The following is a 21,753-nucleotide window of genomic DNA, read 5'->3' as shown; positions in this document are numbered from 1 at the left end:
GATCAGTGCTCATCAGAGCTCTTCCTCATCACTGTGAGCACCACGCCGATCGTCACGATCCCGAGCAGGCCCGATAGGGCGGCCAGACCGTGTAGTGCGTGATCGTGCGACGAGGCAATAATCGACGCTGCTGGTGGATTGAGGCCGAGGTCGGTGTTGCCAGAGGCGATACGGTCGCCAACCCGCTGGGCGGCCGCGGCGGCAACACCTGAGTCGGTGAGGTATGAGCGCGACAGCGATGCGACGGCGGCAACGACCACGACCGACGCAATGGATTCGGCGGCGAGGCGCACCGTATTGAACATTCCCGCCGCCATCCCGAGCGAAGACTGTTCGACCGTGGCAACGGCTGCGCCATCCATGACGCCCATCAGGACACCCACCCCGGAGCCCGTGACGATCATCGATGCGACCAACCAGACGATCGACGCATCAGCGCTCACGGTGAACAAAGAGATCGCTGCGCCGACAGACATCAGCACGAGACCAAGCGTGAGAACCAGACGCGTTGTCGCTCCGCGCCGAACCAGCACACCAGCCACATTGGGCATCACAAATGCCGGAACAGTCAGGCCCAGCATCGTTACGCCGATCATGCCGGAACTCAGGCCTCGAGTAACCGCCAAGTAGGCTGGCAACGCCAGCAAGAGACCAATGAACCCAAGCGCGAACTCAAGATTCACTATGTTGACCGTCAGGAATTGGCGGTTGGCAAATAGGCGCAGGTCGAACAGGGGGTTAGCGGTCCGCAGCTCGGCGACGATGAACGCTCCGAACAGCACTACCGCTACCACGAAAAGTGCCACGACCTGCAAAGAACCCCATCCGGCGATCGGGCCGCGGATGATTGCGACGGTAAAGACGACTAGTCCACCGGAGAACAGGACCGCACCGGGAATGTCGAACCGCCCACCGTCGGATTGCCCAGCGAAGGATGGGAGCAGCCGTGCACCTACAAGAGCGACGCCGACGAGCACGGCTTGGACAGCGAATACACCGCGCCATCCTGCGACTTCGCTCACGAGTCCACTGATGGACGGACCGAGAGCTAGGCCTAGACCGATCACCATGCCGATAGTGGCAAACGCTGACGCCCGGGCTTGTCCTTCAAAGTTGCGTGCGACGATGGCGGTGCCGGATGTGACAATCGCTCCCGCCCCAGCTCCAGCTAAGGCGCGCAGTACGTCGAGGACGAGAACGTTGCTGGTCAATGTTGCGGCGACCAAAGACACGAAGTACAGGCTGGTTCCACCAACGAATATCTTCCTGGGTCCAATACGGTCAGCGAGCACACCGGCGGTGAGCATGAGACTGGCCGCCGCGACGTTGTAAGCATTGACTACCCATTGAACCGATTCGAGACGGGCTCCCAGGTCAGCAGAGATTGCAGGCAGTAGAACCGGGGTGCCACTAACTCCAAGCGGGACGATGAGAACCGCGAGCCCTACAACCGATAGGACGAGCCACGTTGGTCGGTTAGCCACCGCACTAGATTGATGCTCCACCTCAGTACGCGTCATCGGGCTGCGCCCTGCAAGGTTGTCACTAGGTTGGCGAAGTCCGTGATCCCGCGGACCAGTGTGTTCGCTGGCAGGTCAGCCCACAGAAGATCATGGTGGGTGAGTTCATCGTCGCTGTCGATGATCAACTCTGGGACCGGGGCGGTCTCGGCCAGCCACTGCGCTGACTGTGTACAGCTACCGTTGGTGAACGCTGAAGCGAAACTGTATACGGGTATATTGATCTCGCTGCCATGGGTGTTGCGGAATCCGAACTGCTCGCTGAGCGCCGAGGGCCGGAAGGAATCGGCGACAATGTAGTCCAGGAGTGTGCGGTTCGACGTGTACCACTGGAATGCTCCTCCCGCGATCGCATGCGAGTGTGCGACCGACCCCAGCCGGGTGGGAGCCGTTGCCGCCAGGTCCGCAGAACCGGCGACTGTCACGGAATGTCCCGGCCCCGTGGCGGTATTCAACGCGTGAAACACCGCCATGTTGGTTGCATCTTCGCTACCTGACAGACCGTACTGCGCAGGTAGGTGCCTGAGCAGCGGAGAAACCGACTGGGGTCGTTCCAACAAGAGTCGCGCGGCGACATGGTAAAAGATCGCCGCTGATTCCGGCGGCCCGTCAAACCCTAGGACCGCGGTGGTTGAGGTATCGGCTTCAAATGCTGCACCTGATTCGATGCCGGCGAGCCAACCATTGGCGGTGGCGTCATCGATCGCGAAGTGCATTCCTGCGCCGGCGAACGCGTCATGGATACCGCCGTCGATGAGGATTAGGCCGTCGATCAGGTCGTAACCGGGAGTTCCAGCGAAGTCCCAACTGGCGAAGTGTGCCGCAGCGGCCGCCCCGACGGAATGACCGCCGAGCAGGACCTTGCTTTTTCCGCACGCGCGGGCCTGGTCGACGACGAACTTGATGTCGTTCACGAGGGCTACGAGCCCCCTAGAGCTGGCTTCAGCGACAGCGTTCGCCGAGGGCCGCTGATATGCCGCGTCGAGCACGTAGTAACTGACAGCTTCGTCGAGATCTCTAGTGGAATAGCTGGTGTCCGCAAGCTCGGCTTCTCGGCGATTCATCGACCACACGTCGATGTTCGGTGACAATGTTGCGATATTGCGGGCTAGAACATTGAACCCGTTCGCGGTGCCTTCTTTGCCGCCGATCAGGATGACGGCGGTGTCCCCGTCTGAACGTCCCGTTTTGAGGATAGATGGTCCGGACGGGTGGCCGAAATCGGTGGCCGCTGCTAGGTAGCTTTCACGCCAGTCATACTTGAACATCGTTATACTCCTGCTCTTCTGTGGTCGAGGTGACGGTCGTATCTATCGGTGATTCCTTCGAGGTTTATCCGTTGACACTCTGGGTTAGAGGCCCATGCCGATACCACCACCGATCGGGATGCTGGCTCCGGTGATGAACGCTGCATCGTTGCTCAACAGGAAGTGGACAAGTGCTGCCACTTCGTCGGCTCGCCCAATCCGCCGCAAGGGGGTTTGGTTCACCACAGCGGCGAGTCTCTTGTCACTCACGTCGGACAACATTTCGGTCTGGATTAGGCCGGGTAAGACGGCGTTTGAAGTGATTCCCCGGCGTCCCAGCTCCCAGGCAAGCGACCGCGCCAGACCGATGAGACCGCTCTTGGAGGCGGAGTATCCCACCTGGCCTGGGGATCCCCAGGCAGCCATGATTGACGACATGAACAGGAGCCGTCCGCTGCGTTCGGTAATCATGTCGCCGATGCACCGCTGGGTTACTCGCAACGCGCCGCGGAGGTTGATGTCGATGGCCTGCTCAGCTCCGGTCCTATCGCCAGCGGCGAGCAGCGACGCATCTGTCACACCCGCGTTGTTCACCAGGCCGTAGATTGGGCCAAGCCTTTCGCGCACATTGTCAACGGCTTGGTCGATGGAATCATCGGAGGTCACGTCGCATCTGACCCATAGCGCACCGTCGATATCCACATCCGGGCGATGGCTGCTGTAGCCGAGGGCGACGCGATAGTCGGTGGACAGCCGCTGCCCGATAGCCCGACCTATCCCGCCTGAACCACCTGTCACCAGTACAACTGGCAATGTCATAGAGTCCCCTCTTCTTGGTTCATCACCGTTCTGCAGAACTGGGCCGCGTCCGCACTGTCATCGGTGAAGTGATATGCCTTCCAGCCGACGGCGTGCGCCCCCGCGATGTTTGCCGTCAGGTCGTCGACGAGGATCGATTTCGCTGGGCTCACTCCCGCGACTTCGGAGAGGTGGGCGAACATTTGCCAGTCTGGTTTGCGGAATCCGAGATCACACGACACGGCGATGTGGTCAAATTCGTACGGTGCGAGGGCTTCGCTGAACGGCATTTTCCACTCTGCAGGCAGATTCGATACCACTCCCACGAATGCACCGGCGTCGCGTAGCTGGCGTAACTGCTTGACCCAGTCTGAGTTAATCCGGCGGTCACCCCACCAGTCGTCACGGAAGCCGTCTAGTGCATCGATGATGTTGAATTGCGCTGCTAGTTCTTGAGAGATCGATGCTAGCCAGTCTTCCTCGTTCAACACTCCGGAGTCGAGCACAGCCATGGCGTCGGGCATGTTGTGCATTCTCGCGACCGCGTGAAGGGCTTCGTTAAGCTGAGCGGGGGTAAATTCACGGTGCTGGCAGTAGTGTTTGAGCGTTGACTTCAGAGGTGGGGTGAGTACCCCTCTGAAGTCAGTCCATACGGCGATTCGCTTGTCGTCGCTGGGTGCCGGCGTGGTCATCGATTTGGTCCTTCGTCGCTTACAAATTGCACGGTGACGATGGCTGCGGTCTTGTCGTCGTGGGTGAATTCGATGGTGGCGGCAGCAGTGTCGTCGACCCGCTGGTATTCAATCCGCAACGGTCGATCCAGCTCCGCGAACGAGTGAAAGGTGGAGTGGAATCGTCGAAGTGGCGGCGCGGCACCGTCTTCGGCGGCATGGGTGATCTGGCGTGCTGCTTCTAGGAGGACCATCCCCGGAATGTGGTCGTAATCGTGATCGAACAGACTTGTGTTGTGGTAGTCGGGACTCAGCGCCGCGGTTGTTCGCCCACTGTGTGATTCCAGGTCCCGTAATACGACGTTCGCCGTGTTATGTCGCCCGACCATAGACGGAGGGGCTGCCGCGTTGGTGGGGCGGCGGGGCAGCGAGCTTGTACGCGGGGCCGGTACGCCGTCACGCTGATAGGTGCGTAGGTCCTGGTACTTCGATCGCCTGGCTCCTTGAACGATCACCTCGGTGCTCGCACAAAGATCGCCGTCAATCGACGCAGTCTGAGAGTATTTGATGCGCCGTGGGTCGCGAGCTCGGTTGTAGCGGATGTCGTCGAGCGAGGTCTCAATACGCATTCGCGGGTTCGATTCCGCAGAGGTGGTTGATGTTGGGATCCTTGGGTGGTTGGTGAGCGACATCTCGATGAAGAACATGGCGATGTCGGTGGGGACGCCGGTGAATTCGTGAGCGCCGCTCATGGCGGCCTGCCTCATGAGTTCCGCTAAGAAGATTGGGTCGTGCTGTGGGTCGTCGAGACCGTCGTAGTAGTAGGCGTTGGCGGAATGCGGCATGAGTGCCCAGTTGGCGTGCAAGCGGTCACCGCGATACTCGGGTGGTGTGACAAATACTTCATTGTCGCTGGCTCTATGCACCAGTTCCCGTGCGGCGCGGCCCGGTTCGTACATTTGGGCTTTGGCGCTCATCGGACAGTTTGCCCTTCCTTAGAGGTTGTCGGTTACGTCGGCCACGATGCTGTCGGGACGGGCGCGAACCCGCGTTCTCTGTTTCAGTCGTAGCGACTTGAACAGTTCCGGCGAGGCAGGAACTGAACGCTCACGCTTCACTCCTGCACTGTCGATCTGCGTCACCTCAATGACACGGGAGTGAGGGTCGAGATGCAGCGTGGTGTAGTTCGACCTACTTAGGAGGTCGTGGAGCGTGTCGCCCGATGATGTGGTCAGGGCCACACTGGATAGTCGAGCGCCAACCTTGAGTCGACCTACTCGACGGCGCGTCGCAGCTGGGTACCGGGTGTTGAGCATTGCTTGACGTGGAGCAACGAATCTGTCGAGCAGACCCGTGGCAGTCGCACCCTTCAGAATCACGTCACGCAATTGCGCACGCCGGCCGCGTGCTGACCACAGTCGCGTTTGCAGGTCGGTGTCGCGGAGCACGGCGTCGATGACGCTCTGACGCTCTGACGCCCACGTGTCGAGGTCGCTTCGACGAGTACCTGGCCCCTCAGCAAGTCTCCACACCAAAGACGTCGCATCTTCGAAACCAGTGTTCAGTCCTTGACCACCTGCTGGGCTGTGCACATGAGCGGCGTCACCGACGAGGAAGGTGCTCGCGCCTTTCAATGATGCGGAGGACTTGCAGTGGATGAGAAATACACTGGCGCTGTGGCCGGAACCGAACGTGATCGGCACCGGCATCCGCCGCGAAGCAATACTTTCGACCACGTCCGGAGTGACCTGGTCTGCCACGTCCATTGGTGCGCTGGCAAATATTCTCCATGAGTTGCCGGGCATTGGTACCACGACGACAACGCCTTCTTTGGTCATGAAGTAGTGCGCCTGAGTGCGATCGAGATCAACCTCGCACGGCCCATCCGAGAGCATGAACCGTGCAGCATACGTTGCTCCCTGGAAGGGAATTCCCAGCTGCTCTCGCACCATGCTGCGGTAACCGTCTGCTCCGATGGCCCATCGAAAGCGCTCGACGTGTGGTTCTTCTTCTGAGCGACGGATCGACGCAGAAACTCCATCGGGGTGATCAGACAACGCGACAAGTTCGTGCCCGAAGTCGACTGTTCCCCCTCGTCGCCGATACGCCTGCTCAAGAATGCGTTCGGTCTCATGCTGCGGAATCGCCAGGGCGAAGTCGTACTTGCTGTCGGTGATTCGCTGAAAGGTCACCGAGGCGATTGGTCGACCAGCGGAATTATAGGTTTGCCCGTGCAAGGGCAGTCCAGCCGCCACGATATCGGCCGCGACCCCGAGACGATCGAGTACCTCGAGTGCCCGCGGCCAGAGCACCACGGCTTTGGAGTGGTGGTGCCGGGTTGCTCGCCGTTCGATAATGCGAGTCGGTAAACCGAGTTGCTGAGCCGACAGCGCCGCAGTCAGACCGACTGGTCCGGCTCCGACCACTAGGATCGGAGACTCTGGCGAGTGATGCGCGGTCATTGCGCCTCCACCTCCACGATTGCGGCCGCGACCACACCGTTGAAATCCATTGCCGTGACGAGACCGAGCCCACCGTTAGAACACGCGAGCAGGCCAATGACCTGGAGCGCACCGAGCGCGCTGCCTGTCTCTCCCAAAGCCGCGCGCACGTCAAGGACACGCCCGGGATCGACGTGTGCAAGCTCCGCCGCTTCCCGCTCGGCATCTTCGAGGAGCGTCCCACGATTACCCGGCAGCCAGGTCTGCACGGCGTTGGCCGAGACACCGGCCGCAGCTAGGGCGCGTTCGATTGTCCGCAGCAACCTTTCGCGTGGCACATCTGCTATGGGATCGAAGAATCCGGTCTCACAGGACAGGACAGCCCCCAGCCGCGATCGCGAGTGTGCGTGCGCTGAGTCTGAGCTCTCGACAACGAACATGGCGCTTGCCTCGCTGATGGGGACGACGTCGCCGACCTCCTGCTTCTTCCGAATTCCCCACCGAATCTGGTCGGACAGCTCTTCTACCCCACCGACAATCATTTGCTTTGCGTGTCCGTTCGTAATTGCACGCTTGGCGTACCGCATCGCGACGAACGCGCTAGCAACTCCCGCAGACGTCGTGCTGTTGGGGCCTTTGAGTCCGTTGCGGATCGCAACCTGGCTAGCGGCACAGTTCATCGTGCAGTTCGGGAACCGTTTGGGATTGACCCCAGCAGAGCCTGTGCCAGTGAGGATGTCGATATCGAGTTCAATGCTGGCGGGGACGCTGCCCGCGATCGTGCCAAGAGCTATGCCGATGTCACTCGCTGTCTGAGCGTAGAGAGTCAGGTCCAGCATCGACGCCGCCGCCAAGCTGATGGCGGTCGTACGGTCGAGGTGGCGCGTGCCCTTGCCCGGAACGTAGTCCTTGATGTCAAAACCGGGGATGGGAAGGCTAGGGCCCGCACCGTCCTGCGCAGCTACGCTCGATGCACCCGCCCCTACCGCGCGCTGATTACCGTCGAGGGCGCATGCTAGAGCCTTGAGACCGCTTCCCGAGGAAGCAAGCACCGAGGCGTCTGCGATGTACGTCTTAGGAGTGGAGCTCATGAATGGTCCCCAAACATGGTAATTGCATTGTTTCCCCCGAATGCAAATCCGTGATTCTGTGCGATCGACACCGCCGCTGGGCGTGACCGATTCGCCACAAAATCCAGATCGCCGAGCGCTGGGTCTGGCGTTTGGAGGTTAATTGTCGGGGGTAAGAATTGGTTGGCGATCGCGAGGCAGCACGCTACGGCACCGAAACCGCTCGCCGCCCCCATTGTGTGTCCAAGCATTGATTTCAATGAACTAATCGGCGGATGCGCTTCGCCGAATACCGCGCGAGTAGCCGTTGTCTCTGTCAGGTCATTCGTCGGCGTCCCTGTGCCGTGTGCACAAATATAGTCAACAGCCTCCGGTCGAACATTGGAACGAGCGTGCGCACTCCGGATACAATCCGCTATCCGCTCAGCATTAGGATGCACAATATGATCCGCATCGCAGTTCATCGCATACCCGAGAAACTCGGCATAAATCCGCGCGCCCCGCGCCTGGGCATGTTCTCTGTCCTCTAGAACAATCATCGCACCGCCTTCAGCGGTGACGATCCCCGTTCGTCCCGCGTCGAACGGACGCGGTAAATCTTTCGCAATAGCACCTAGACTGTCAAATCCCGCATGTGTAAATCGGTTGACCGAATCCGATCCGCCAGCCAGCATCACATCAGCATCACCCGATGCAATGAGCTCTGCCGCGTACCCAATAGCGTAGTTTGCAGCTGCGCATGCCGTTGGGATCGTCGCCGTTTCTCCTTTGACACCAATCTCCGATGCAACTGCGCCCGCAATGTTTCCCGCAGGCACTCGCCGCACCATTTCCGGGTCAATCAGTGCAGGATCTTCAAGCCACTGAATGGCCAGCGCATCCATGGTCGGGGCTTCCCCGTTCGTGGTACCAACGATCGCACCAGTTGACTCCGCATCGATAAGGTCGAGGTCAAGGTCGGCGTCCGTGAAGGCCAAGCGTGCTGCAGCCGCTGCGAACTGCGCAGTCCGCCCCCAGTCCTTATAGGCCGGTGCTTGCAGGTAGTCGGAAGCCTCGAATGCACGTACCTCCCCGCCTGATGTGCGTTCGAACCCCGCAGTCGAGAAGGAGGTGATCGGCGATACTCCATTCGCGCCCGCCCTGACTCCTTCCAAGAATCGGTTCGCACCGATCCCGATACTGCTGACCGGTCCCAGTCCTGTAATTACGACACGCCGTTGCACGATGGCCTCAACTCGCCGATGCGACGAGGTCGGTATTCACGCGATCCCATATCTTTCGGATCGTAGTCAGGCCACCAGCCTGATCACGGGGGATTTTCACACCAATTTCTTTGTTGAGCCTAGCCAAGACCTGGATCAGACCCAGTGAGTCTGCCTCATACTCGTCGATAAGATCTGCGTCTACATCGACACTATCAATCGTCTCTTCCAGCTCCAGCTCGTCAATGACGATGTTCGTGACGGCGTCGTTCGTGCTTCCCATAATCTATTCCTTCCTGGGGTGACATTGAGTGATTTTGTCACAAAACAAATGTAGATCGCTGTCTGATGCTTACGTCTATCCCTTCCTCCATCGGAAAGGGCACAAGCTGCGTCTCGGGCGGCACGATCGTTCCCTCCGCAATGTGTTCGGCAAGCCATTCGATATCTCTTCCAAGATCAGCATCGTTCGACCCACGTTCAAGCAGATGCATCGTCTCGATTCTCTTGCCTTCGCGCCCGAAGTCACCCTCGAACGCTCCAACGGGAAATGACTCTTTCGTTCGGGCCGTGTGGCCGACAGATAAGAGTCGCCCATACGCCTGCAGTGCGGCGAAAGCCTCAACCATGCTGTTCCCCCCTTCGATGTCGATGACCCCGAATACCGGGGAGTCCAATCCGTCAAGCCTCTCGATGACTTTTGAGGCGCCAAGGTCACGGTGATAGGTATGCCTGCTAGTTTGGCGATCGTGCGCAATGACAGTGGCGCCAGCCAGCCGCAATACTTGGATGGCATAAGTCCCGACCCTCGATGCCGCTCCGGTCACGAGTACAACCCGCCCGACAACCGAGCCAAGTCGCCGCACCGCGCTCACGGCAGTTCCGCCAGCGACGCCAACTGTGGCAAACAGAGCGACATCGCTACCCTCGGAGCGAATGCGAGCGCATTGGCGCTCGCTCACGACACGATTCTGTGCCCAGCCGCCATCAGCACCTAACGTCACCACGGTGTCACCGGTGGTCAAACCACCGTGCTTGGGTGCGGCAACGACTGTGCCCACAGCTTCCCAGCCAGGAATAGATCCCGGCCGCAGTGTCGGAAGGACGTCATTTGCCTCACCAAAGTTGATGTTGGCTACCTCAACTCGAACCAAGACGTCGTCATCAGCCGCTCTTGAGGGCTTACGAACGCAGATCGACTTGACAGATCCGTCCGCATGGGGCGACAGCGCCAAGTGGAGCGAGGGGTCTGAGATCACGTTGGATTGCACTCCTGTCTGACTTGCTTGGCCCGCTTCGGACCAGCGGGGCCCGAGTGTATGAAACGGCGTTCGAATTGACTCAGAGTTCGAACTGGTACTCCGTCTCACTTGGATCAGAGTACGATTAGGTGGTGGTTGATGCAACAGATGTGCTCGGCGCCACTGCGCCTGGCCTACGTGAGCTTAAAAAGGCCGAGGTCAGGAGCCTCCTGACCCGCGTGGCGCGAACGCACGGACAACGGCGCGGCTACGACGCGACGACCGTGTCCGACATTTGCGAGGATGCGCGGGTATCGCGAAGCACGTTCTTCCGCTATTTCAGCGACAAAGCTGCCGTGTTCCTCGCGCCCGAAGTCGACCTGTTCGAGAGGTTCCTTGCGTACGTGGGCGATCGAACCGCCACTTTTCAGATGCTAGACCAGACTTTAGATCGAGCTCTTCAATCTCTCGACGACGAATGGGCTTATTCCTTCGCGCTGTCATGCGACTTCGCAAAGGGCAGTGCAGATCTCGCGAAGCACAGCTTTGACCACTGCGTCGACATTGAAGTTGTCCTGACCAATAACCTCATCCGGGCAGGCGAGCCCGATTCGCTCGAGACCAGACTGAAGGTCGGTACATTTCTGGCTAGCTGGAGGATCGCATCGTCGAGATGGGCTGACTTCGAGGACCGCTCACTCAACTCCCTTCGCAGCGAGCGCACCCTAGCCTGTGCCTTGGTCCAGTCCGTAGCCGTCATGTAGAAGACGCAGATCCGGCCCTGCTCCCACCTGTTTCTAAGACAGACCCGCTGGTCCGTGCGGCATGGCGGGCACCCCGAGGTTGGTGGTGCGGCGGAGGCGGTGGTGGAGTTCGTCGCGTTTGGTGCGGAGGTAGGACAGGGTGAGGTCGATGCCGTCGATTTCGCCGAGCCATCCTTCGGTGTGGGCGTGGTCGCGGCGGGCGAGGAGGTCGGTTTCGATCTCGTCGAGTCGGGTGAGCATTTTCGGGTCGATGTGCAGCATGGGGCAGCGGATGCAGGCGTGTTCGTGGGTGCATGGGGTGGCGTAGGGGCGTCCGCAGCCGCCGAGTTCGACTTTGCGTTTGTCGAAGTGGGCGTCGAATTCGGCCCATTCGTCGTCGCTGACCGGGGTGTATTCGCTGGTGGGGCGGGTGGCGCGGCGGCGTTGTAGGTGGGCTTGATAGTGGCGGATGACGTCTTCGTTGAACACGGCGACGTAGCCGCGGGTTGTTTGCAGGTCCAGGTGCCCGAGTAGGGCGGCACCGATGTGGATGGGTAATCCGGCGTTGACGAGATTGGTGGCGAACAACCGCCGGAAGTCGTGCGGCCGGAAGTGGATACCGGCGAAACGCTTGTCGGTGCGTGCGATATCGGCACACAGGCTGCGTAGGCTGATGCCGATAGCGCCGGTGCTCATGACTTCGACGCGGTTGCCGATGTGGCGTTGGAACAGGAACGGTTGGGGGTCGGTGGTGATGCGTTCGCAGTCGTCGTAGCGGGTGGCCAACGGGACACTGGTCCGCCCGGCGGTGATCCGGCGGATCACACACGCGATGACATGAAACAGTTCCGCCGACATGGGTATAACGCGTTCGCGGTCTGTTTTCGATGGGGCGACCACCAGCAGGGCAATGACTTCACCGTTCGGGCGCTGGTATTGGCGCACACTCAGCTGCGACAGTTCGGTGAGTTCCTCGATCCGCAACCCACTCAGGCGCAGCGTTTCCACGATCGCCCAGGACCAGAACGCGGCGTCCTCGAGCCGGGTGACGTCGAACTTCGCACAAGTGGTGTGGTTGTACACCCGCACCCGTGGAGTGCGTCCTTCGGCGATGAGCGTGCGATCGTTTCTGGTGTAGACACGGGTGTAGGTGGTGCCGTTGGCGATGAACTGTTCACCGTCACCGGCGGCCGCTCCGCGACGGTTGAGCTCATCGAGCTGCTCGTAGCGGGTGGTGACGTGCTCGACGAGCAACGGCAGCAATGGTTGCAGCACACGGATCGTGGCGTGGGTGCGTTCACGCCGGCGTGGCAGGTGATTCGACAGTGCCCGCATGTCGCTGCGCGGGACCGGGCACGGCACCGACCATTGGGCCCAGTGTTCGGGTTCGTGGACCGCCCAGGTGTGGATGTCGGCGTAGAGGGCTCGCACCCACGTCAACACAGCTCGTTGATCCAGGCGCGGGCTACCGTCCTCACACACGCTGATCGTGGCCCGCCACTGGGTGTACACCTCGGCTGATAACCGCAGGTCGGCCTGGTCGGGATTGATGTGCTCGATCGCGACCCAGAACAGTTTGACCAGGACCTGACCCATGCGGGCCAACGATGAGTAGTCCACTTCCGCGCCCCGGCGGGTCAGGTAGTCGATGAACATCTGCCGTACCGCGGGGTTGGTGACCGGGTACTGGTCGACGATCTCGGTGATCGATAGCTGCGGGGCTCGCAACGCGGCCCGCAGCGTCGGTGGTGCACCGGCCGGGAAATGTCCGCAACTGTGCAATGTTTTCCACGCCAGGGTGCCCACATATTTGCCCATGGACGACTTCCCGCGGGGCACGGTGTCACGGGTCAGGCGGGTGTAGTACAGGAACGCTTCGGGGGTCAGGTCGGCGATCGGTATGCCCTGGGTGATCAACGCGGCGCACACATCGAAAATGGCCCACCGTTTGTGCAGGGCGCAGGTATCCAGGGCGTCGATCGCGGCGATGACCGCGTTCAGGGCCGGATCGTTGGCGGCGGAGATCACATGCTGGCAGAACGTTCGTGACCGGTTGTTGCGCATCACCACCAACGTGGGGCGAATGATCTGCAACGCGAACAGGGCCTCAACGGCCTGATGGAACTCCGAGCGCGCGCACAAGCTGCCGCTGCTGACATCCCCGGCGACCATGGTCTCGGAATTCAGCGGGCACCCATCCCACCGTTGCTGCCACGTCACTCCCGGGTACTGCAACAGGTAGGCGCCCAGTTTGCGTAGCCCGCGGGCACGGCCTTCACGCCGGCTGTCTGGGTGCGGCCACACCCGCGCCGCGACAGCGATGATCTCCACCATCTCGGCCTGCGACAGATCCCCGTAACGGCGGGTCGGGTGCGGGGTTGCTGGTGCGGCGATCACCGTCGGCCGCGTGTACCGGGTATTCGGAGCGGCGCGACGCGGCCGCATCTCATGTAGGCGAAGGGGTCGCTCCTGCGTGCTAGCCACCGAACACCGTCGCGATGTCGTCAGCGGCATACCCGGCGGTGAACGTGCGCTGCGGCGCCGGCCGGGCGAAGTGTTCCTGGAGTTTGTCGTGGATCTCCTCGATCCGCGGCTGCACATACAGTTCCGTGCTCGACACATGCCGGTGCCGCAACACCGTCTGCACCTCGGTCAACGTCAACCGCGGGTCATTGGCCATCCGGGTCGCGGCGGTGTGCCGCAGATCGTGGGCGGTCCAGTTCGTGCCCAACACGTCGTTGGCGCGCTGCAAGATCCGGCGCATCGCCCAATACGACAACGGGCGTGGTTGCCCACGCAACGTCCGCCAGATCGGTTCCTCCGGTCCCGGCGTGCCCGCCTGATCGAAATACCGTCCCAGGAACACGAACGCTTCCGGTGAACCCGGTAACGGATCCAGCGTGCGGGTGCCTTTCGAGACCACCCAGAATCGTTGATGGTCCCAATCCACCCGGTTGCCGGTGACACCGAGCAGCTCACTGGCCCGCGCCCCCGACGACACATACAACGCCAACAAGGCACGATCGCGGTCGTGGACCATCCAGTCGAACAATTCGTTCCACAACGCGTCCGGGATCGAGCGTGGCAGCCGGTGAGCAGGTTTCTGCCGCAACGGCGCCCGGGGTATGCGCGGAATCGGGGCCATAAGGCTGCGGTGACCCAGCAGGCGGTGGCGGTTCGCGGTGATCGGGACCGGGTTGGTCACAGGCCCCCGACCGTAGAGGTGATGGAATTCGTAAAACCCCGACACCACCGTCAACGCGTGGTTGATCGTCGACGACGCGTACCCGCCGGCCAGCACCGGTTTGCCGGTGCGCAGGTTCACCGACCCCGGTTGTGCGGCCGAAGCGTCCGAGCGGCGGCGCTGCGGATTCGCCGCGGTACGCATCCACCCCACCAGCAACTCGACATCATCACGGGTGGCCCGGTCCCACGCCACACCCACAGCTGACAGCACCCGCCACCACCGCAACAAATCATGCGCATACGACCGCACCGTCAACGGACTCACATCCGACACCACCAAGCTCGCCAGATACGCAGCGACAGGCTCCACCTCGGCACCATCAATCACCACCGAGAACGGCAACACCGATCCCTCACAAGCCACGACCGAACCCAGGGTGGGCAACGCGACCCCGCCCTCGAACACCAGCTGTCGCACATCCATGACACACTCCCTGCCTGCTGAAACTACACCCCGTTTAGTGCAGTTAACAGGTACGACGGCCAGTGGCGGGCGCTCGTCGAGGTCGAGGTGAGCAGCGCGAACAGGCACTCACGGCTGACGCTGACAATGCTCATCGCACCCGGCGCGATTGAACTGCACAGAAAGGATCACCCATGACCGAACCGAACGCCGCCGACCGTCGCGCACCCAAGCGCGCTCGAGTCCAGGTGGCAGACCTGACCCTCATCGTCCGACCCAACGGACGGCCCGACAAAATCGCCGCCTTCACCGACAGTGAGGCCGACGAGGCAAACGACTACGCCGCACGCATGGGTGCCCACGTCGAGCGCCTGGCTACGGACGACAAATAGTCACCGCCGCCACGTGTTCCATTCCGCGACCCGCCCTCGTCGCAGTAATTCGATAGGAGGGTCTTCGTCTCTCGCCATACGCGATATCAGATCACGATGCGTGCTGAGTGAATGCGTTTGGTCGCCGTGTCGATCAGACAGGTTGTATTTAGTTTCGTCACTGGCGACGAAATATCTTGTGGCGCAGTTTATTACGCCGATAACTTATATTATGTCAAGTAACCAACTGCGTATTGCGCCACGCCGCAACACTATTCGGATGCGTCGTTGTTGCCGTCGGCTATGTGATTCGTCGGCCGCCGGACCCGTATTCGCCTACACGTCATCGCGCGAGTCCCAAAAACGCCATTAACGAGCGTTCGACTTCCACGAGTTGCTCGGATGTCAGACGGCCAACACGCGTCAGTACATTCGACCGCCGGACCGCAGTCAGCTTGTCAATCATCACGTCGCTGTCCCGATCGAGGCCCGAGATCGTATCCCGGTCTCCTGAGATACGAATGCGCAACAATGGCGCCTCGATGAGCTGGCTCGTCATCGGCGCAACTACCACCGACAGAGTTGAATCGAAGAGGTCGTCCTGGACGATGACCGCAGGCCGCGGCTTGGATGCATACACGCCACCCGCAACTGTCCAGATCTCCCCGCGAATCACGCCTCGTCGTCCCAGGGTGCCGCAATAGCCTCGACGAAATCCTGCTCGTCCCCATCGACATCGGCCTGAGCGACGAGAACCGACTGCGCGTGGGCTTGCGCGGCAAATTCAGGCGTGCGCACGTCGGGAACCCAGACCTGTAGTGGGCGCAAACCGCGCTCACGCATCCGGCGGCGATACTCACCAACCCTGTCCCTCACTGCCATGACCCGATGTTACATGTAACGCTGCGGGGTGGCCAGGCTGAGCGTTGGCTGCGAATATGCAGCAATCGAATATGCGGGGCTACCAGTAACCCGCTTGCCGAGGCCCCGCGCCCCGCTCATCCCGCCAGCCCCCAGACATGTCGGGCGACAAGCTATCTGCGACTTTGCGAACCTACTTGCGACTCACTGACGTCGACCTGAGCAAGGCCTCCAACGCGCCGCCTTCGCGCCGACCACTCACGGACCGCCGTGACAACCTCCACCTCCTGTGCCACCGAGTGCTACCATATGGCACATGAGTGCGCCGCGCGATGTCAGCCAACGTGACCTCCGCATGCGTTCCAAAGAAATCATGGACGCGGTGGAAGCCGGCGATTCCTTCACAGTTACCCGCGACGGCCGCGGGATAGGACAACTCGTCCCCCTGCGACCACGACGCACCTTTGTGTCTCGCGCAGAGTTCGTCCGCGGCTCGGTACCGGCTCCATTGATTGATGCAGAGAAGTTCCGATCTGACCAGGACCGCGCATACGACGGAACGTTGAGCGACCCGTATGCCTGAGAAAAACGGCACGGGCTACTCGACACCAACATCTTGATTCTTCGCCACGCGATCGACCCTGCCGAACTGCCGGACGAGATGGCAATCAGCGCTATCACCTTGGCTGAACTCTCCGCCGGCGTACACCTGGTAACCGGGAACGACCCACAGGGCTCTGACGAACGCGCACGCCGCGCAGACATTCTCCAGCGCGCCGAGAACGAGTTCGACCCCATACCGTTCGACGCGGACGCTGCTCGCGCGTTCGGACGCATCAGTGCCGCGGTCCAGGCTCGTGGGAGAACGCCGCGCAGACGAGTAGCAGACCTGATGATCGCATCTGTTTCGACCGCAGCCGGGCTCCCCCTCTACACCACCAACCCCAACGACTTCGAAGGCCTGGACGGCATCGTCCGCGTCATGCCCGTGAGTCGCCCCTGAGACTGACCTCGGCCCGGTCTCGAATCGACATGGTCCAGTGAATACGCAGCAACTGACCATGCAGGGTTACCAGTAGCCCGCTTGCCGAGGCCCGTCATCGGCGCAGCTACTACCGACAGAGCCGGGTCGAAAAACATACTGCACGATCGAAGTCGCCGTGCCTTGGACGCACACAGGCCACCGGCCTCACCGCATTCGACTCTTGCGGAGTCACCACATATCCCAAGGGCTGCAGCATATTTCGCCCACTACGGCCACGGCCACGGCCAGAGACCATCACGCCGCACCCCTCGTGCAGCGATCGACTCCCCCGCGAATTCATCACCTCACACGAGGGCATCCGGCCGGTGCACGCCACCCGCAACTCTGACCACCCACACGACCGTGTCAGTGCTCAGCACGTCGCGTCACCACCGAGGCCGATGAACCCATCCCGTCAGGACAGTGGCCCACGGATCGGTATCTGCCACGGGAATGACAAAACAAGCCCATTTGTCTCTAACTGTGACGTATGATTCAGTACTGTCACCCGACATGAAGTTCAGCGAAAGTGATTGTTGTCATGCGCGTTGTCGATCAGGCCATCAACAGAGCCCAGGTAGTGGTGCCGATGGAGCGCCAGATCCAGGGCCTCCACCTACTCCAGCGGGCCAAGAAGCTGGTGGTGGGCGATAACCAGCCGCACTTCGCGGAGTCGAAGATTCCTGACGTTCAGGACTTGGACCTCACCGAGATAGACCCCAGTAGCCCGTTCCTGTGGCGTCAGGGGCAGTGGCAGCCCTACTTCAAGCGGCTCAGGGACGAGGCACCGGTGCATTTCCGAGCCGACAGCGCGTTCGGTCCGTACTGGTCGGTGACCCGCTACGAAGACATCGTCACCGTCGACAAAAACTTCGAAACCTTCTCGGCCGAACCGCAGATCGTCATAGGTGAGCCGCCAGAGGGCCTTGATATCGAGATGTTCATCGCGATGGACCCGCCGCGACACGACAAGCAGCGCACAGCAGTTCAGGGTGTCGTCGCGCCCCAGAATCTCGAGGAGATGGAAGGTCTGATCCGGTCACGGGTCCGAGAGGTTCTCGACGACCTGCCCGTGGGTGAGCCGTTCGACTGGGTCGACCGCGTCAGCATCGAGCTGACGTCACGGATGTTGGCCACGCTGCTGGACTTCCCGTACGAGGACCGTCGCAAGCTGGTGCAGTGGACCGACTTGGTGGCCACGAGCGCGTCGGCCACCGGCGGGGCCAACAACACCGACGAGATCTACCGCGGCGCAGCCGAGATGGCACGTAGCTTCAGCGCGTTGTGGCATGACAAGGCAGCGCGTCTGGCGGCCGGCGAGAAGCCCGGGTACGACGTGATCACACTCATGCAGCTCTCCGAGGACACCAAAAACCTGATCCACCGACCGATGGAGTTCCTCGGAAACCTCGTCCTGCTGGTCGTGGGCGGCAACGACACGACGCGGAACTCGATGACCGGCGGTGTGCTGGCACTCAACCAGTTCCCAGACCAATTCGACCGTCTGCGCGCCGACCCGGAGCTCGTACCGAAACTGGTTCACGAGACCCTTCGGTGGCAGACGCCCCTGGCGTACATGCGTCGGGTCGCCACCCGCGACACCGTGTTGAACGGGCAGTTCATCCGGAAGGGCGACAAGGTCGTGATGTGGTACGCCTCGGCCAACCGCGACGAACGCACGTTCGAGGATCCCGACCGCTTCGTGATCGGTCGACGCAATGCTCGCCACCACTTGGCTTTCGGGATCGGTACGCATCGCTGCATGGGTAGCCGGCTGGCTGAACTGCAGTTGCGGATCCTGTGGGAGGAGTTGCTGGCACGATTCGACGACATCGAGGTCCTCGCCGAGCCCGAACGCGTGCAGTCGAACTTCGTCCGCGGCTACAGCTCGATGATGGTGCGCGTGACCCCGATCGGCGGCCCGCGCCCGGAGCCGGGCCGATACCGCCAACAAATACGTGCGCAACGCTTGGCTGACAAGAACACTGCTGACAGCCAGGACGTGGACGCGAATCCCTCTGCGGCAACCAGCTCCGATCTTACGACCGCACGCGCCCACCGTGCTGCGGCGAAGACTCTCGAGCTGCAGGTGGCCCATCGGCGGACAGTGGCCGACGATGTCGTCGAGCTGACCCTGACCGATCCCGCTGGCGCTCCCCTGCAGGCCTGGGCCCCGGGAGCGCACGTCGAACTCCATCTCGAACCAGGATTGTCGAAGAGCTACTCCCTGTGCGGAGATCCCGCCGAGCGGTCGTCCTGGACGATCGCGGTGCTGCGAGAGCCCAACGGTCGTGGCGGATCGGAGTTCGTCCACGCGAAGCTGACCGAGGGGACGCGCGTGCAGGTCGCGGGCCCCCGCAACCACTTCGAATTCGTACCCTCACCGCGTTATCTGTTCGTCGCCGGTGGTATCGGTATCACCCCGATGCGCGCGATGATCGCAGCAGCCGAAGCCGACGGCGCCGAGTGGAACCTGGTGTACTGCGGTCGGTCGCAAGCCTCGATGGCATACCTCGGCGAGTTCGAGGCCGACGACCGGGTGACGATCTGGGCTCGCGACGAGCACGGCGAGCGGTTCGACCTCGACGCGCTCCTCGGCGAGCCGCGGCCGGACACTCTGGTCTACAGCTGTGGACCCACAGCGATCCTGGACGCCGTCGAAGAGAAGTGCACGCCGTGGCCCGACGGAAGCCTGCACCTCGAGCGATTCGTGGCTGTGACCGTCGATGTACCCGAGGGTGCACTCGACACGTTCGAGGTTGTCTGCGCACGATCAGGCGTGTCCGTCACAGTCACCAACGGCACGTCGATCTTCGACGCCGTTGAGCAGGCCGGTGTTTCGGTGATCGGATCGTGTATGGAGGGCACCTGCGGTACCTGTGAAGCCGATGTTCTGGAGGGTACCCCCGACCATCGCGACTCGGTGCTGTCGCGAACCGAGCGGGAGCGGGGTGACACGATGATGACCTGTGTGTCCCGGTCACTTTCGCCGAAAATCGTGCTCGACCTGTAGAACAAGCCCGAGGGGTCGTCACGACTCCACAATTCGCATCAGGCAGACCGTCCGTCAGCGAAAGCCGCGGATGGTCTGCCTGATCCGGTCCACAGCCTTCTCCACGTCCACCGTGGGTTGCAGGAGATGGCTGGTGGTCAGTCTGACCACGGTGTCGACCATCGCCTCCGACGCCGACTCGCCCAGCAGCGAGGTGACGGCATTGGTTGCTCGACTCAGGACGGCGTCGGGGTCCACGGTGACGAGCGCGAGGAGCCCGGCGTCATTACTCGGCCGGAGAACGGCCCCGACGATCGCGTTGGCTCGCCCGTGCTCCAAGACTCCGCGTGCTGCCGCGGCGAGGCCCTCCTCCACTGAGTCGGGATGGGCCGCGATACCGGCGCTGACCGTCGCGAGGAACCGGCTCACCTCACGATCCACGACGGCGCGGCCGAGTTCCTCCTTGGTACCGACCGCCTTGTAAAGGCTCTGTCTGGGTATGCCCGCTCGCTTCGCGATAGCGGTCATACTCAGGCCGTCCCAGCCCTCTTCTGCGATGATGTCCGCCGAAGCGTCGAGCACTCGATCCACGCGCAGAGCCCGGAGTTCGGCGTAAAAGGCGGGCTCGGTCATGCACCGAGCCTAAAACACCACCTCCGAGCCCGGGATAGGACTCCCTGAGGGCGCATACCGGTGGCCCTTCGACGCCCCAGAGACTACGCAGCGGTCGAATGATCAGGTTGCCGGGACGCTCGGATTGCAGGCGAACATCGGAATACTCGGCTGCGCGGTTCCGATCCCCTGAGCCGTCGCCGAAACGCCGGTAAACGGCACAACCACGGGGTTATGCGAAACTTCACTTCGGTGAAGGCCGACGACTGGGAGAAGCACCACCGATGATCAGCCAACGCGGAGTCACCAGTTGGATGGAAGACCATCAGGCGGTGCTCTATATCGCCGCAATCGCTCTCGGAATCGTCGTCGGCGTCGCCACACCTGGCACCACGTCCCTCAGGGCTGCGATCAACCCGATTCTGGCAGCACTGCTGTATGCGACATTCCTGCAGGTCCCCGCTGCCGATCTGCTGCGCTCGCTCCACGACGGCAGGTTCGTCGCCGCACTGTTGGCGATGAACTTCGTCGTCACGCCGATCGTCGTGACCGCCCTGTTCGTCCTGCTCCCGTCGAATGACGCGCTGCGGATCGGGATGCTGTTGGTCTTGCTGTGTCCGTGTGTCGATTACGTCATCGTGTTCTCAGGGATTGCCGGGGCGGACAATCAGCGTCTCCTAGCCGCGACTCCCCTACTTCTGCTGCTTCAAATGGCCCTGCTGCCAGTATTTCTCACCCTGTTCATGGGTGCCGACCTCACGGACGTCATCGACGTCGCACCCTTCCTTCGCGCGTTTCTCGTATTGATCGTCATTCCACTCGTGCTCGCCTGGCTCACGCAAGCATGGGCCGCACGAAAATCGGCAGGCCAGCAGTTTGCCAGCGGTGCGGGAAAACTCATGGTGCCGTTGATGATGGCGGTGTTGTTCACGGTGGTCGCGTCGCAAATACCCCGAGTCACCGACGATCTCGGCTATGTCGTGGCATTGATCCCGTTTTACATCACCTTCCTCGTCGTGATGGCCGGAGCAGGTGTTGTGTTCACTCGAGTCTTCCGGCTCGACATCTCGTCTCGTCGTGCGATCGTGTTCTCCGGTGCGACCCGCAACTCCCTCGTCGTCCTGCCGCTGGCACTCGCACTCCCGAGTGGCTACGAGCTGGCTGCGGTCGCCGTTGTCACGCAGACACTCGTGGAAGTGCTCGGCATGGTCGTCTACATCCGCGTGATACCGCGGCTGCTCCCCGACGGGGCCGAGTCTCCCCCGCGATGACACCGCGTTCGGCACCGTTCGTGTCCGTCACGCGAGGCGG

20 protein-coding genes and 1 pseudogene are annotated in these 21,753 nt (G+C 61.7%); 6 read left to right on the top strand and 15 right to left on the bottom strand.

The window, feature by feature from the left end; genetic code table 11:
- Positions 1-2: 2 nt before the first annotated feature.
- The 10 genes from IEW22_RS10880 to IEW22_RS10835 form a co-directional block, all read right to left on the bottom strand.
- Entirely contained in the window at positions 3-1,520 is a 1,518-nt protein-coding gene (locus tag IEW22_RS10880; protein ID WP_188586623.1) for an MFS transporter, read from the bottom strand.
- Positions 1,517-2,788: a hypothetical protein gene (locus IEW22_RS10875; RefSeq protein ID WP_188586622.1), complete on the bottom strand. Its 1,272-nt coding sequence runs from the start codon at positions 2,786-2,788 to the stop codon at positions 1,517-1,519. Before IEW22_RS10875 ends, IEW22_RS10880 begins: the two co-directional genes overlap by 4 nt.
- An 84-nt stretch (positions 2,789-2,872) precedes the next feature.
- Entirely contained in the window at positions 2,873-3,586 is a 714-nt protein-coding gene (locus IEW22_RS10870) for an SDR family oxidoreductase (protein WP_188586621.1), read from the bottom strand.
- Positions 3,583-4,257 carry an HAD-IA family hydrolase gene (locus IEW22_RS10865; RefSeq protein WP_188586620.1) on the bottom strand — a complete coding sequence of 225 codons (675 nt, stop codon included), beginning with the start codon at positions 4,255-4,257 and terminating at the stop codon, positions 3,583-3,585. Before IEW22_RS10865 ends, IEW22_RS10870 begins: the two co-directional genes overlap by 4 nt.
- Positions 4,254-5,213, bottom strand: a complete 960-nt coding sequence (locus IEW22_RS10860; protein ID WP_188586619.1) for an AfsA-related hotdog domain-containing protein — start codon at positions 5,211-5,213, stop codon at positions 4,254-4,256. The genes IEW22_RS10865 and IEW22_RS10860 overlap by 4 nt, the downstream gene beginning before the upstream one ends.
- 18 nt (positions 5,214-5,231) lie before the next feature.
- The gene (locus IEW22_RS10855; RefSeq protein WP_188586618.1) at positions 5,232-6,698 is read right to left on the bottom strand and encodes an FAD-dependent oxidoreductase; all 1,467 of its coding nucleotides are present in this window, start codon (positions 6,696-6,698) and stop codon (positions 5,232-5,234) included.
- Complete coding sequence (locus tag IEW22_RS10850; protein WP_188586617.1) at positions 6,695-7,768, bottom strand: beta-ketoacyl synthase N-terminal-like domain-containing protein; 1,074 nt, start codon at positions 7,766-7,768, stop codon at positions 6,695-6,697. Before IEW22_RS10850 ends, IEW22_RS10855 begins: the two co-directional genes overlap by 4 nt.
- On the bottom strand, positions 7,765-8,970 hold the full coding sequence (locus IEW22_RS10845) for a beta-ketoacyl-[acyl-carrier-protein] synthase family protein (RefSeq protein WP_188586616.1): 1,206 nt from the start codon (positions 8,968-8,970) through the stop codon (positions 7,765-7,767). Before IEW22_RS10845 ends, IEW22_RS10850 begins: the two co-directional genes overlap by 4 nt.
- A gap of 7 nt (positions 8,971-8,977) precedes the next feature.
- The gene (locus IEW22_RS10840; protein WP_188586615.1) at positions 8,978-9,232 is read right to left on the bottom strand and encodes an acyl carrier protein; all 255 of its coding nucleotides are present in this window, start codon (positions 9,230-9,232) and stop codon (positions 8,978-8,980) included.
- 37 nt (positions 9,233-9,269) lie between these two features.
- Positions 9,270-10,208 (bottom strand): alcohol dehydrogenase catalytic domain-containing protein, encoded by a 939-nt coding sequence (locus IEW22_RS10835; protein ID WP_188586614.1) that lies wholly within the window; start codon positions 10,206-10,208, stop codon positions 9,270-9,272.
- Positions 10,209-10,342: 134 nt separating this feature from the next.
- Between IEW22_RS10835 and IEW22_RS10830 the strand changes: the two genes are divergently transcribed.
- Positions 10,343-10,954, top strand: coding sequence for a TetR/AcrR family transcriptional regulator (locus IEW22_RS10830; protein ID WP_188586613.1), 612 nt, complete (start codon positions 10,343-10,345; stop codon positions 10,952-10,954).
- Positions 10,955-10,987: 33 nt separating this feature from the next.
- Here IEW22_RS10830 and IEW22_RS10825 read toward each other — a convergent pair whose 3' ends face one another.
- Positions 10,988-13,378, bottom strand: coding sequence for a tyrosine-type recombinase/integrase (locus IEW22_RS10825; RefSeq protein WP_229742464.1), 2,391 nt, complete (start codon positions 13,376-13,378; stop codon positions 10,988-10,990).
- 31 nt (positions 13,379-13,409) lie between these two features.
- The gene (locus IEW22_RS10820) at positions 13,410-14,603 is read right to left on the bottom strand and encodes a tyrosine-type recombinase/integrase (RefSeq protein WP_188586612.1); all 1,194 of its coding nucleotides are present in this window, start codon (positions 14,601-14,603) and stop codon (positions 13,410-13,412) included.
- Positions 14,604-14,776: 173 nt separating this feature from the next.
- On the opposite strand from IEW22_RS10820, the gene IEW22_RS10815 reads away from it, so the two are divergent.
- A complete protein-coding gene (locus tag IEW22_RS10815; RefSeq protein ID WP_188586611.1) occupies positions 14,777-14,974 on the top strand; it encodes a hypothetical protein in 198 nt (65 codons plus the stop codon).
- A gap of 322 nt (positions 14,975-15,296) precedes the next feature.
- Here IEW22_RS10815 and IEW22_RS10810 read toward each other — a convergent pair whose 3' ends face one another.
- Positions 15,297-15,629, bottom strand: a complete 333-nt coding sequence (locus IEW22_RS10810; protein ID WP_188586610.1) for a type II toxin-antitoxin system PemK/MazF family toxin — start codon at positions 15,627-15,629, stop codon at positions 15,297-15,299.
- The gene (locus tag IEW22_RS10805; protein ID WP_188586609.1) at positions 15,626-15,835 is read right to left on the bottom strand and encodes an antitoxin MazE-like protein; all 210 of its coding nucleotides are present in this window, start codon (positions 15,833-15,835) and stop codon (positions 15,626-15,628) included. Before IEW22_RS10805 ends, IEW22_RS10810 begins: the two co-directional genes overlap by 4 nt.
- Positions 15,836-16,130: 295 nt before the next feature.
- Between IEW22_RS10805 and IEW22_RS10800 the strand changes: the two genes are divergently transcribed.
- From IEW22_RS10800 to IEW22_RS10790, 3 genes and pseudogenes are all read left to right on the top strand, one after another.
- Positions 16,131-16,397: a type II toxin-antitoxin system Phd/YefM family antitoxin gene (locus IEW22_RS10800; protein WP_188586608.1), complete on the top strand. Its 267-nt coding sequence runs from the start codon at positions 16,131-16,133 to the stop codon at positions 16,395-16,397.
- A gap of 27 nt (positions 16,398-16,424) precedes the next feature.
- A pseudogene (locus IEW22_RS10795) lies at positions 16,425-16,817 on the top strand (PIN domain-containing protein); the annotation flags it as partial.
- Between the two features lie 562 nt (positions 16,818-17,379).
- Positions 17,380-19,851 carry a cytochrome P450/oxidoreductase gene (locus tag IEW22_RS10790; RefSeq protein WP_188586607.1) on the top strand — a complete coding sequence of 824 codons (2,472 nt, stop codon included), beginning with the start codon at positions 17,380-17,382 and terminating at the stop codon, positions 19,849-19,851.
- A gap of 54 nt (positions 19,852-19,905) precedes the next feature.
- Here the strand turns inward: IEW22_RS10790 and IEW22_RS10785 are convergent, their stop codons facing one another.
- Positions 19,906-20,463 carry a TetR family transcriptional regulator gene (locus IEW22_RS10785; protein WP_188586606.1) on the bottom strand — a complete coding sequence of 186 codons (558 nt, stop codon included), beginning with the start codon at positions 20,461-20,463 and terminating at the stop codon, positions 19,906-19,908.
- Between the two features lie 263 nt (positions 20,464-20,726).
- Here IEW22_RS10785 and IEW22_RS10780 point away from each other — a divergent pair, with 263 nt between their 5' ends.
- Positions 20,727-21,713: an arsenic resistance protein gene (locus IEW22_RS10780; protein ID WP_188586605.1), complete on the top strand. Its 987-nt coding sequence runs from the start codon at positions 20,727-20,729 to the stop codon at positions 21,711-21,713.
- The last annotated feature ends 40 nt before the right edge of the window (positions 21,714-21,753 follow it).

The organism is Gordonia jinhuaensis (assembly GCF_014639795.1).
Taxonomy (GTDB): Bacteria; Actinomycetota; Actinomycetes; order Mycobacteriales; family Mycobacteriaceae; genus Gordonia_B; species Gordonia_B jinhuaensis.
Note: the sequence above shows the minus strand (reverse complement) of the source record. Positions and strands in the feature narration are given on the sequence as shown.